The 12,318-nt window shown below is 38.0% G+C and carries 11 protein-coding genes and 2 pseudogenes; 7 read left to right on the top strand and 6 right to left on the bottom strand.

The window, feature by feature from the left end:
• Positions 1-311 (bottom strand): annotated as a pseudogene (locus tag EP737_RS24330) (xylose isomerase); the annotation flags it as partial.
• 251 nt (positions 312-562) lie between these two features.
• Between EP737_RS24330 and EP737_RS24325 the strand changes: the two are divergent.
• The 5 genes from EP737_RS24325 to EP737_RS24305 all read left to right on the top strand — a co-directional run bounded on the left by EP737_RS24325 (position 563) and on the right by EP737_RS24305 (position 6,785).
• A complete protein-coding gene (locus EP737_RS24325; RefSeq protein ID WP_129731881.1) occupies positions 563-1,738 on the top strand; it encodes an ROK family transcriptional regulator in 1,176 nt (391 codons plus the stop codon).
• Between the two features lie 544 nt (positions 1,739-2,282).
• A complete protein-coding gene (locus EP737_RS24320) occupies positions 2,283-3,425 on the top strand; it encodes an endo-1,4-beta-xylanase (protein WP_129731879.1) in 1,143 nt (380 codons plus the stop codon).
• A 321-nt stretch (positions 3,426-3,746) separates the two neighbouring features.
• Complete coding sequence (locus EP737_RS24315) at positions 3,747-4,907, top strand: Gfo/Idh/MocA family protein (RefSeq protein WP_129731877.1); 1,161 nt, start codon at positions 3,747-3,749, stop codon at positions 4,905-4,907.
• Positions 4,908-4,927: 20 nt separating this feature from the next.
• Positions 4,928-5,665 (top strand): ThuA domain-containing protein, encoded by a 738-nt coding sequence (locus EP737_RS24310; protein WP_129731875.1) that lies wholly within the window; start codon positions 4,928-4,930, stop codon positions 5,663-5,665.
• Positions 5,666-5,687: 22 nt separating this feature from the next.
• Positions 5,688-6,785, top strand: coding sequence for a Gfo/Idh/MocA family protein (locus EP737_RS24305; protein WP_129731873.1), 1,098 nt, complete (start codon positions 5,688-5,690; stop codon positions 6,783-6,785).
• A gap of 284 nt (positions 6,786-7,069) precedes the next feature.
• Here EP737_RS24305 and EP737_RS25855 read toward each other — a convergent pair whose 3' ends face one another.
• The gene (locus tag EP737_RS25855; protein ID WP_165350915.1) at positions 7,070-7,222 is read right to left on the bottom strand and encodes a hypothetical protein; all 153 of its coding nucleotides are present in this window, start codon (positions 7,220-7,222) and stop codon (positions 7,070-7,072) included.
• 2 nt (positions 7,223-7,224) lie between these two features.
• Positions 7,225-7,423 (bottom strand): annotated as a pseudogene (locus EP737_RS24300) (IS5/IS1182 family transposase); the annotation flags it as partial.
• Between the two features lie 42 nt (positions 7,424-7,465).
• Between EP737_RS24300 and EP737_RS24295 the strand changes: the two are divergent.
• Together EP737_RS24295 and EP737_RS24290 are read left to right on the top strand one after the other, a co-directional pair.
• On the top strand, positions 7,466-9,175 hold the full coding sequence (locus EP737_RS24295) for a spore germination protein (RefSeq protein WP_129731871.1): 1,710 nt from the start codon (positions 7,466-7,468) through the stop codon (positions 9,173-9,175).
• Between the two features lie 2 nt (positions 9,176-9,177).
• Entirely contained in the window at positions 9,178-10,344 is a 1,167-nt protein-coding gene (locus EP737_RS24290) for a Ger(x)C family spore germination protein (RefSeq protein ID WP_129731869.1), read from the top strand.
• 114 nt (positions 10,345-10,458) lie between these two features.
• On the opposite strand, the gene EP737_RS24285 is transcribed toward EP737_RS24290, so the two are convergent.
• The 3 genes from EP737_RS24285 to EP737_RS26105 form a co-directional block, all read right to left on the bottom strand.
• Positions 10,459-11,574: a GerAB/ArcD/ProY family transporter gene (locus EP737_RS24285; RefSeq protein WP_129731867.1), complete on the bottom strand. Its 1,116-nt coding sequence runs from the start codon at positions 11,572-11,574 to the stop codon at positions 10,459-10,461.
• A 110-nt stretch (positions 11,575-11,684) separates the two neighbouring features.
• A complete protein-coding gene (locus tag EP737_RS25850; protein WP_165350916.1) occupies positions 11,685-11,843 on the bottom strand; it encodes a hypothetical protein in 159 nt (52 codons plus the stop codon).
• 173 nt (positions 11,844-12,016) lie between these two features.
• A partial coding sequence (locus EP737_RS26105) for a hypothetical protein (protein ID WP_205651017.1) occupies positions 12,017-12,318 on the bottom strand: 302 nt, incomplete at its 5' end.

Below are 12,318 nucleotides of genomic sequence, written 5' to 3'. Positions count from 1 at the left end.
GCGATATCGGAATCATGGAAGCAGAAGAAAGGTACATTTAGCTTTTCAAACAATTCAAATGCCGCTTCCACACGTGCTTTTGCTAAATCTAAGCCCTTATAATGATCCCAAGGACGAATCATCGTTCCTGCACCGAATGGATCTGTTCCATCAGCAGCGAATGTATGCCAATACGCAACAGAAAAGCGCAGAATTTCTTCCATTGTTTTGCCGTTTATTTTTTCTTCCGGGTTGTAATACTTAAATGAAAGTGGATTTTTTGATGCTGGACCTTCAAACTGAATTTGGTTAATATTTTGGAAATAAGCCATCTGAAACTTCCTCCTCTTTGGTTTTCATGTTACAAATTCACAATTTGTTGTTATCGCTTACAACAAACTAAAAATAAAACAACTATATACCAATTTTCCTTCAGCTGTACAACTTATGAATTGATTATATCACCGCAAACTTTGTTTGTCTACCGGATAAACAAAGTTTATTGTAATTAAAATTTATTCCGGAGAGTAAAATCGCTATAATAAATGTAAGTCTATTGTAAAAGAAGGGAACGGAAACTATTATGCAAACGACCTGGAATCAGCAGTTAGTAAAAAAAGAAAATAAATCAGTTGTATTCAATTTGATTATGAATCATTCCCCTATTTCACGTGCTGATATTGCGCAAAAATGCGGTTTAAACAAAGGAACGGTATCGTCATTAGTAGCAGAGCTGCTGGAGGAACAGTTAATTTATGAATCTGGCCCAGGCGAATCCAGCGGGGGCAGACGTCCAGTAATGCTTTTGTTTAACCAAGGTGCCGGCTATTCTGTTGGAATTGATCTTGGTGTCAACTACATTCTCGGAGTCTTAACTGATCTCCACGGAAACATTGTGATTACCAAAAATGAAAAGTATATAAATGTATCCTTTGAAGATACCCTTAATCGTGTGAAAAGTATTATTTCTTCTTTAATCGATACTGTCCCTCCCTCTCCCTATGGAATCGTCGGAATTGGAATTGGTGCACCGGGAGTTGTGAACAAAGAAGGAGATATTTTGCTTGCCCCTAATCTAGGTTGGAAAAACGTTTCACTAACAGCAGAGCTTGAAAACATGTTCAATGTACCTGTTATTGTTGAAAATGAGGCAAACGCCGGTGCTTACGGAGAGAAAAAATTTGGAATCGGACAACCCTTTGATGATCTCATTTATGTAAGTGCAGGAATTGGGATTGGAACAGGTATTATTATTAATGGGGAATTATATAAAGGAATTAATGGATATTCGGGTGAGTTCGGGCACATGACAATTGACAAAAACGGAATGCAGTGCCGATGTGGAAATAAAGGCTGTTGGGAACTATATGCTTCTGAACAATCCCTGCTATCAAAAGCAAATGAAATGAACTTGGGAATAACAAATGATGTCAATTTAGGCGAAATACTATTACTTGCACAAAGTGAGGAGCAAGCAGCCATTCAACTGTTGGAAGAGATCGGCAAAAACCTAGGCTTAGGAATCATTAATATCATTCATGCATTTAATCCCCAGCAAATTATCATTGGAAATCGCCTGGCAGCAGCAAGACAATGGATTGAACCGCAAGTTCGGGACGTTATTGGCAAATTCACATTGCCGTTCCATCAAACGGACATTAAGATTGATTTTTCAGATTTATCTCTTCCTTCTTCTGCTTTGGGAGTTGCGGCTTTTTCAACCGAAAATTTCCTGAAGTCAAAACTCCAAATGCAGTAGGTTGGATGTATTTTTTGATTAATGGCGATAATGATCGTAAATAAAGCCTACTATGAAATTCAACCGCAGGCTTTATTTACGACATTTCTCTTTATCTTGATCTAGTGAAAGGAATTCTTTATCTGTTGTGAAAAATTTAGCTTAATTTTGAAGTAACCTGTGAGTTCGTTAGCCAAACTTTTGACCTTCAATACTGCAGTATGATGAGTAAGCCACACAGCCATTCATCCTCAATAATTATACAAGAATCTGAGGAGGTACTCCTTTTTTGTATCTAAAAACCTGTTGTATGTAAGGGCTGAAGGGGTTGTAAATTAATTCAATCTAGAAAAAATTCAAAAAACTTAGTTAGTTCGGTGTACAAACGAACTAAGTGCTGTTATAATAAACTCGAGCTAGGATACTATAGTTACATAAGTTTTTCAAAGTAAATTGAGAGCGCTTTCTCTATATCTCCTAGCTAGAAAATTATAAAAAAGGAGGTTTAATTAACCATTCAAGAAAATCCTTTCAAAAAATATTTTTTTAAAAAGGAGATCACAATATGCTAAAAGTTTTACGTAAACCTGTTATTTGCGGACTAGCCTTAGCCTTATTGCTACCTGCAGGAATGAATAGTGTATCTGCTGCAAATGAACCAGTTAGTGCATTAGAAGTAAAACCAATGGACGAAAGATATAAAAATTCCTTTACAATTGGCGCAGCCGTTGAACCTTATCAATTAGAGGGAAAAGACGCAGAAGTATTAAAGCGCCATTATAATAGCATCGTTGCAGAGAATGTCATGAAGCCAATCAATATTCACCCAGAAGAAGGTAAGTTTAACTTTACAGAGGCAGATAAGATTGTTAAATTTGCCAAGGAAAACAATATGGACTTACGCGGCCATAACCTTGTCTGGCATAGTCAAGTACCAGATTGGTTCTTCCTTGATGAAGAAGGAAAGCCAATGGTTAATGAAACAGATCCAAAACAACGCGAGAAAAACAAAAAGCTTCTATTAAAGCGCTTAGAAACTCATATTAAAACAATCGTAAAACGCTATAAAAATGATGTAGACTCTTGGGATGTTGTTAATGAAGTAGTCGACGATTCAGGAGAATTACGTCAATCTCCATGGTACCAAATCACTGGTACTGACTATATCAAAGTCGCTTTTGAGACAGCTAGAAAATATGCTGGAAAAGACGCTAAGCTTTACATTAATGATTATAATACAGAAATAGAACCAAAAAGAACTGCAATATATAACCTAGTTAAGGATTTATTGGCGCAAGGTGTTCCAATTGATGGAATCGGACACCAGTCTCACATCCAAGTCGGCTGGCCTTCTATTCAAGAGATTGAAAAGACCATTAATATGTTTGCCGGTCTTGGGTTAGATAATCAAATTACTGAATTGGATGTTAGCCTTTATGGTTGGCCACCAACACCGGCGTATCCGTCTTATGACCTAATTCCACAAAGTGAATTCGAACGCCAAGCAGCATATTACGATCAGCTATTTGCTTTATATGAGAAATTAGGTGATAAAATTAGTAATGTAACATTCTGGGGCATTGCTGATAACCATACATGGTTAAATGACCGTGCAGAACAGTACAATAACGGGGTAGGAAAAGATGCACCATTTGTTTTTGATGCAAATTATAATGTAAAACCTGCCTATTGGGCAATTATGGACTAAAGAATAGAAAACTAGTAAATCAGCTCCGTGACCTCGGAGCTGGTTCTTTGAATTTCACGCGTATCTTACGATGGAATTCGGATGCTGATTATAAAAAAACCTATTTACTTACGATACGATTCACCTTGATTAGTTCTAAACACCTTCTTAACTCCCCTGCTCTGCTATATATTGAAATGGATAAAAAACAACCTTAAACAGCTGAGTTTCTTCTATCAGTAACTTAGTTCATACACTATACAAATCAAGTTTGCGCTGTTGTAATTGCACTATATAATGTATGCGATTTCACGGCTTGAAAATGGGAGGAATTATAAACACATGGAGACTATTAAAATTGGAATGGTTGGCTACAAATTTATGGGTAAAGCACACAGTCATGCCTATCGTGATCTTCCGCTCTTTTTCCCAAAAAGTATTCACCCTGAAATGAAGGTCATCTGTGGACGCAACCCCGAGGGTGTTGCTGAAGCAGCGAAACAATTCGGTTGGAAGGAATACACAACTGACTGGAGGGGCCTTTTAGACAGAGACGATATTGATTTAATTGATATTAATGCACCTAGTGATGTACATAAGGAAATAACCATTGCCGCAGTTCAGGCAGGCAAACACGTTTTTTGTGAAAAACCGTTAGCGCTTACATTGAAGGACGCGAGAGAAATGCTTGAAGCTGTTGAAGCTGCTGGGGTTAAACATATGGTCGGTTTTAACTATCGATTTGCTCCTGCTGTGATGTTAGCCAAAAAGCTAATTGAAGAAGGTAGATTAGGTGATATCTACCATTTTCGTGCCTGGTTTTTGCAGGATTGGCTCATTGATCCAAATTTTCCGCTTGCATGGAGGCTTCAGAAGGATATTGCAGGTTCAGGATCCCATGGGGACTTAGGCGCCCACCTCATTGACATGGCTCATTATCTCATTGGTGACATTACTGAGGTTATTGGAATGAGTGATACGTTCATCAAAGAAAGACCTCTTCCTACTAATATGGCAGGCCTATCAGCAACCGTTAGTGATAATGCAGAAAAAGGCGAAGTTACTGTAGACGATGCTACCTTATTTTTAGCCCGATTTGCCAACGGTGCTTTAGGAAGCTTTGAAGCTACCCGTTTTGCTTCAGGTCATCGCTGTACGAATTCCTTTGAAATTAACGGCAGTAAAGGAAGCGTGATTTTTGACTTTGAACGAATGAATGAATTGCAGGTGTATTTTACTGACGACAGCGCTGACGTGCAAGGCTTCCGCCGGGTATTAGCGACTGATCCTGCCCACGCCTTTGCTGAAGCATGGTGGCCGCCAGGACATACAATCGGGTATGAGCATACCTTTATTCATGAAATTGTCGAGTTAATGGCAGCATTCCGTGAGGACCGCCAGCCTGTTCCAAACTTCCGCGATGGTGTGAAATGCCAAGAAGTGCTGGAAGCTGTCGATTTATCAATTGAAAAACGTCAATGGATTAAGATTTCAGACATGTAAATAAAAGGAGTGTTTCACAAATGAAAAAACATGCAATGATTGTTTGGGGCGGTTGGGATGGTCATGAGCCAGAGCAAGTGGCACAAATCTTCAAAGGCATCCTTGAGGAAGAAAACTTTCATGTAGAAGTTTCAAATTCACTTGACTCCTATGCAGATGTTGAAAAATTAAAGTCACTAGATTTAATCGTTCCACACTGGACAATGGGGGAAATTGAAAAAAAATACGTATTGAATATATCTGAAGCTGTTATGAACGGTGTCGGCTTAGCCGGATGCCACGGCGGAATGTGCGACTCATTCCGGAACAACGTTGACTGGCAATTTATGACCGGCGGAAATTGGGTAGCACACCCAGGTAATGATGGCGTGGAGTACATGGTTAATATCAAGCATTCCACAAGTCAGCTATTAGAAGGCTTTTCTGATTTTAAAGTTGTCAGTGAGCAGTATTATCTTCATGTCGATCCTGCAGTAGAGGTACTCGCGACCACACGCTTCCCAGTTGTTGATGGTCCCCATGCTACGAATAAAGCAGTTGATATGCCTGTCGTATGGACAAAACGCTGGGGTCTGGGAAATGTGTTCTATAATTCATTAGGGCATCAAGCTAATATCGTGGCAATGCCAGAGGTTTCACTTATCATGCGCCGTGGCTTTTTGTGGGCTGCCGAGGGAAAGAAACGAGCTAAAACATTGGCGGGGACATCTGCTAACGGAAATCACACTGTATATTCAGGTATGGGAGATAGTCAATAAATTATATAACGAGGGAGCCAATATGAAAAAACTTAAAATTGGTATTGTTGGATGTGGAAATATCAGTTCAATCTATATGGAAAATTGTCAAAAATTCGATCATCTCGATCTTGTTGCATGTGCAGACTTAGATGAACAACGCGCACAAGCTCAAGCTGCAAAATACGGTATTCCTAAAGCCTATTCAGTACAGGAACTCCTTACAGACCCTGACATTGAATTAGTTATTAATTTAACGATTCCAAAGGCCCACGCAGCTGTTTGTATTCAAGCACTTGAAGCGGGTAAGCATGTCTATACGGAAAAACCTCTTGCAGTTACATGTGAGGAAGGACAACAAATTTTAGAAACGGCCAAGAAGCAAAACCTCTTAGTTGGCAGTGCGCCTGACACCTTCTTAGGTGCGGGTATCCAAACAGCAATTCATCTCATTGAACAAGGTGAAATCGGCGTTCCCATTGGGGCATCTGCTTTCATGATTACCCGCGGCCATGAGCATTGGCATCCGGACCCTGCATTCTATTATGATATTGGAGGCGGCCCAATGTTTGATATGGGACCTTATTATTTAACAGCCTTGGTGTCTCTATTAGGGCCAATTAAACGAATTTCTGGATCAACTCGCATTAGTTATCCAGAAAGAACAGTCACTAGCGAACCAAAAGCTGGTACTAAAATACAAGTTACAATCCCGACTCATATCTCAGGCACTATAGATTTTGCATCTGGTGCAATCGGAACAATTACAACAAGCTTTGACGCTTTTGGGGGAACGTCGCTGCCTCCTATCGAAATATACGGCAGTGAAGGTACATTGCTAGTTCCTGATCCAAATACGTTTGGAGGACCTGTCCGCATCAGAAAACGTGACGAAAAAGAATTTGTAAATGTGTCTCTATCTTATGGCTATTCACAAAACAGCAGGGGCCTTGGTGTAGCAGATATGGCCCAAGCTATCCTCAGTGGAAGTGAGCATCGCGCAAATGGCAATCTAGCTTACCATGTTTTAGAAGCAATGCATGGCTTCCATAATTCCTCAGATAATGGAAAGCATTACATAATGGAAAGTACCTGTGAGAGACCTCAATCTTTGTCTCTGAAACAACCAACGAGTATCTAAGAAATTTCTACTATTTGGATATGATTGAACTCCCCCATCTACTCGCTAACGCTCCTTTCCCACAAGGAGATTGTTGGTCGAACGAAGGTGGGGGATTCTGTATCTTCTTCCTAGGAAGCGAAATACAGCGCCGTTCAACAAGCCCCTCATAGGGAAAATAAGAATAGCTCACACTTCTTTTAATGGATAAAGCCACTGAGATGACCTTTTGCCTCTTATAAGAAGTAATAACTGCTTCTCTGTTTTCACCCTATACGTGTTGCGATGTTCTTGCACCAATGTACCTACCATTCTGAATCTAGATCCTCCGGTTTTTGAAGCAAAATGTGATCATGCAACAACCTATTGTGCCATTCCAAACGAGGTCTGGTTACTGTTTCTTCTAACCAAACTTTTGGCACATACTTCTGCAAAACGGCACGTTCTGCTTGAGGCAATCCATAAAGATCCCCTTAAACAGCGTAATAGGATAAAGAGAAAGACGATTATTAGCCTTACAGTAATACGGACATGGCTTTTCCTCTATAAAATCAAGTTCAATGGTTACTTACTGCACGCAAAAAATAATCTTGCGGAACCAATTCTTCTACGGATACCGTGACACGCTCATCTCGATGATTTTTTAATGCTCCCATCATAAGACAGCACTCCTTTTTCATCTTTTCTATCAGTGTTGACAGATGAAAAAGTGTTCAGACACAAAAACTCTTTATGGAGGGAGGCTAGCGGGAAAAGGAATCTTTTTTTTTATTTTACAAATAGTAACAGTAATCATCAATTCGAGAGGTGAAAGAGGAATACATATGCTAAGGGTTTTCTATAAGAAGAGACGGTCTAAGAAAAAGTTTTCTAAAATAAGTAACCAATTTGTAAAGGATGGTAGTGACGTTGCAAAATGCACAGTTGATAACTTATCCTCATTAAAAAAAATCTTTGGTAAAACAGATGATGTCCTTTTTAAGGAATTTGAAGTTTTTTTTCATGAGTCAAAAAAAGTATTTATTTGTTTTTTAGACGGTATGGTGAATGAAGACTATATAAATACCCATATTTTGAAACCGTTAATGGAGCCAAATTTTGCAAATGATTGTTCGAGTGAAGAGAATTTGCTAACAATCATAAAGAAAAGGATCTTAACAGCGACAACTGTTCAGGAACTTAAGAAGATGGATAAAGTGGTAGAAAGTGTTTTATCCGGAGAAACGGTTCTTTTCATCAATGGATTTAATATTGCAATATCAGTAAGTACCCAAGGTTTTGAATCAAGAAGTGTGGAAGAGCCTGAAACGGAATCCAATGTAAGAGGGCCACGCGATGGATTTAATGAAGTTTTAAAGGTAAATACCATGTTAATTCGCAGAAAAATTCAAAACCCGAATTTAATATTTGAGGATATGAAGATTGGTAAACAAACAAAAACCAATATCCGAATTGGCTATATAGAAGGGATAGCAAATACTAAGGTTGTCGAGGAAGTAAGGAAACGACTACAACGAATCGATACGGATGCAATATTAGAATCTGGTTATATTGAACAATTTATTGAAGATAGTCCTTTTTCACTATTTCCTACTATTGGAAGTAGCGAAAAGCCCAATAAAATTGCTGCCAAATTATTAGAGGGAAGAGTGGCCGTCATCTGCGATGGAACACCTTTTGTATTAACTATACCCTTTCTTTTTATTGAGGGTGTACAAGTTGAGGAAGATTATTATTCTCGGCCAGTTTTTGCTTCATTTATGAGATTACTGCGTTTATTAGCTCTATTTATTTCCATTGCCACACCGCCTTTTTATGTTGCACTTACCACCTACCATCAAGAGATGGTGCCTTCACTTTTGCTAGCAACAATGGCTGCAGCAGAGGAGCGTGTACCATTTCCTATATTCATTGAGGCACTCATTATGAGCATTGCCTTTCACCTGATAAAAGAGGCGGGAGTCAGGATGCCTAAACCAGTAGGATCGGCAATTAGTATTGTAGGTGCACTAGTTGTTGGAGAAGCAGCAGTACAAGCTGGTTTGGTCAGTACCCCAATGGTCATCGTCGTTGCCATTACCGGGATTTGTGAATTTGTTGTTGCAGCCTTTATAGATGCAGTTATATTGTCTCGGATATTTCTGCTTTTCTTGGCAGGCATATTTGGATTATTTGGCATATTAATGGGATTTCTGGTTATATTAGGGCACTTGTGTTCACTTAGTTCTTACGGTACTCCCTATTTAACTCCGCAAGCACCCATTATCTGGAGTGAATGGAAGGATTCTATTATTCGTCTCCCATTATGGCTTTTTAAATCTCGGCCTCAATCGATCACTCGGAAGGCATCCAGAAGAGAAGGTAATAATAACAAGCCAACGAGCCCGATAACTAGCAAAGGAGAGGATTAAGGTTGAAAAAGGGGCTGTTATTGTTAACTTGCCTTGCCATATTATCCGGATGTTGGGACAGAACTGAATTAAAGGAGCTGGGAATCGCTGTAGGGGTTGCAATTGATAAGGATGCTGACACAGGTAATTATATCTTTTCATCTCTCATGCTAAAACCAGCATCCTTTAGTACTCAATCTAATAGTACTACTCGTCCATTTGAAGAGGTCGTTACCAATGGAAAAACGATATTTGAAGCCATAAGGAAAGTAAATCTGATATTTGATCGCAAGGGTTTTTATGGACACAATAAGATAATCCTGATTAGTGAGGAATTGGCAAAAGAAGGAATTTTACCGATTCTTGACGCTTTTCAACGAGGAAAAGAATTCAGGGAATATGTGTACATTTGTATTGTAAAAAATGCAGCAGCAAGTGAGATATTAGCCTCAAGCACAAATGCGGCAACAATCTTACCTGCTATCCATTTACGGAATTTAGTTAATCATACGGACATACAGTTTAATGCAGCAAAAATAGATCTTCTCAATTTTTACAAACAGGTGTTAGCAAGTGGAATTAATCCAGTGGTTGGTGTGTTGGAATTTGAAAAAGACAGATTTTCAAAAAAACATGTAAAAATATCAGGTGGAGGTGTTTTTAACAAGGATAAATTAGTTGGATATTTAAATGAAAAAGAAACAAGAGGTTACCGTTGGGGCAAAGGAGAAGTAAAAACGGCAGCCATATCAGTACCCTCACCAGTAAATGAAGAACGGTTTGACACAGTTGAAGTGAAAAACGTAAAGTCTAAAATAAAGCCAACAATAAAAGGAGATGAAATATCTTTTATCATTAGTGTCAACGGTGAAGGAATTATCGCTGAACAGCAATCAATTGCTACATTTGAAAGCCAAGCAGAAAGGCTTGATTATTCGAGGAAAATAGAAGGGAAAATGAAGAAAATAATAGAAAAAGAAATAAAAATGGCAATGGAGAAGGCACAAAAAAAGCTTAAGTCTGATATTTTGGGTTTTGGCAACGCCTTAAACCAAGAAGATCCCAAAACATGGAATAAAGTAAAAAAGGATTGGAAGGAACGATTTACTGAAGTTCCATATACAGTAAGTGTTAACTTTTCAGTAAAGACTACTGGGTTGATGCGAGGGCCCTTCCAACCCGGATATTAACGTTTGAATAAAAGTACAGCAGTACGGTAAGCAATCAGTAGGAGAAAGATGATAATAAATATGGAAGAGCCAATTAATATTATGTTTGATAACATATCGGCCTTCTTTATTATATCAAGAATTAACATCGCGTTCTCTCCTTTGTTTGGAAGTTTCACTTTTATGCTTTAAAAAAATAATAATTAATAATAATACAGTCATAAGGATAATCATTACCATAACAAACCAATGAACTTCGGAGCCAAGCCATCTATGGTAGATTATATTATCAAAACGAAAAATATTGTAAATGGGAAAAAGGAGTCCTAGAACAACGATCACCCATTTTGGATCTTTGATTTTAAATATCCAAGTAACGGCAAGGACAGCGCCATAAAAGTGCAGACTCATTTTGAAAAATCCACCGATAAAAATGACTAATATGGCTAATAAGTCTACATTCGTTATAATGTCAGCGATATTAATCGCTAATAAGACATGAAGTAAAGGAATCGCAGAATTCGCTGCTAACTCTGGTCCCAACATGGAAATTAGAACGATTAAAGAAAAGATGATAAAAAATGTAGACAATGCTATAGCAAACAAGGAAACTTTCCTTATTTGTTCCTGCTTTCTAACAAAGTGCCAAAACATGAGAAAAACGACCAACTCACCAAAGGGAAAAGTGATAACTTCTACTAAAGTTTTTCCTAAAATCGGTTTTAAACCATTTCCCAAAACGGGAAGTAAGGCTCTTATATTAAAATGACCCGAAAACATTGTAATAATATAAATTAGAATAAGAAAAATAATGAAGACTGGCAATAAGATTTCAGCCATTCTTGCTAGAACCTCAAAGCCTAAAGTAAGTATGTAAGCGGTAACGATAATAAATAAATAAAGAATAATAATACGCGGTGTCAAAGGTAAAGCAGTCACTTTGATCAATTCGCTAAATTCATAAAAATTAAAACTGGCACCACTCAGGAAATAAGCGCTGTAAATAAAAAGTAAAGGGATAGCTAATTTTCTTCCTATTGTACTATCCAGAATATCTGAAAAATTCTTATTAGGATAAAATTTTGGGAATTGTGTAAATACCCACACAAGGCCTAATCCGATAAATGAGGCAATTAAAACAACAATCCAGGCATCCTGCTTTGCTTTTATCCCAAGTGCAAAAAGGGTCGTACTTCCAATCTCAAATAACATTATTAGAAAAAATAATTGTACTTTAGTGATATAAACCATACTTATATAACCGCCTTAAGTTATAGTATAGAGATAATGTTTTAATTAAGGTGATTTACATTTATTTAATTGTAAGCATTATTATTCATTTTGGACAAAAAGAATGTTGACTAAACTAGCGATATTGATTTAGCTAAATACTCAGCCAAATCACCTACTTCTATATAACCGTCATGACGTTTTCCATTCCCTGAGGCACTTGCATATGCTTGTGCCTGGAACGGTTTTTCAGCAATTAAAACTCTCCTATAAACATTCTCCTTTTCCATTAACGTTCTATTTCCTGCTCTTTACGATTTCTGGAAAACAGCTTAAAACTGGTTCACTTTGGTTTCTCTTGTTGTTTGTCATGCTGCTGTTTTTCACGATTTAAGGCTGCTTCCTTTTTCAGCCTGTATACATCCTCAAATGAATGAGTTTTTCAAATTCCTTCATTGCCTATCTACAATACCGTTACACGCTCATCTCGATGATGTTTTAACGCTCCCATCATCAGAGATCTCTCCTTTTTCATCTTTTCTATTAGTGTTGATAGAAAAGATGAAAAAGTGTTCAGACACAAAAACAGGCTGTGGAGAAAACTTTCTCGACAGCCTGAAAATATACTGGAACAAAACACCATAACGGCATATTTCTTATTTATCGAACTGTTTGTTTCTCTTATACAGTCACAGTCGATAATGTTTCTAATAGGTACTGATTGACCACCGCTTTTAAACGTTCCTGACGGCCGGATTTGTTCTT

Origin of the sequence: Ectobacillus funiculus (assembly GCF_004138295.1) — a bacterium.
GTDB classification, from domain to species: Bacteria; Bacillota; Bacilli; order Bacillales; family Bacillaceae_G; genus Ectobacillus; species Ectobacillus funiculus.
The sequence above is the reverse complement of the archived record's forward strand: the minus strand, read 5'-3'. Positions and strand labels throughout refer to the sequence as shown.

Excerpts from the sequence above, each read along its gene's own strand:
- EP737_RS24325 (WP_129731881.1), top strand. The coding sequence starts at position 563 with ATGCAAACGACCTGGAATCAGCAGTTAGTAAAAAAAGAAAATAAATCA.
- EP737_RS24320 (WP_129731879.1), top strand. The coding sequence starts at position 2,283 with ATGCTAAAAGTTTTACGTAAACCTGTTATTTGCGGACTAGCCTTAGCC.
- EP737_RS24315 (WP_129731877.1), top strand. The coding sequence starts at position 3,747 with ATGGAGACTATTAAAATTGGAATGGTTGGCTACAAATTTATGGGTAAA.
- EP737_RS24310 (WP_129731875.1), top strand. The coding sequence starts at position 4,928 with ATGAAAAAACATGCAATGATTGTTTGGGGCGGTTGGGATGGTCATGAG.
- EP737_RS24305 (WP_129731873.1), top strand. The coding sequence starts at position 5,688 with ATGAAAAAACTTAAAATTGGTATTGTTGGATGTGGAAATATCAGTTCA.
- EP737_RS24295 (WP_129731871.1), top strand. The coding sequence starts at position 7,466 with ATGAAAAAGTGTTCAGACACAAAAACTCTTTATGGAGGGAGGCTAGCG.
- EP737_RS24285 (WP_129731867.1), bottom strand. The coding sequence starts at position 11,574 with ATGGTTTATATCACTAAAGTACAATTATTTTTTCTAATAATGTTATTT.
- EP737_RS25850 (WP_165350916.1), bottom strand. The coding sequence starts at position 11,843 with ATGGAAAAGGAGAATGTTTATAGGAGAGTTTTAATTGCTGAAAAACCG.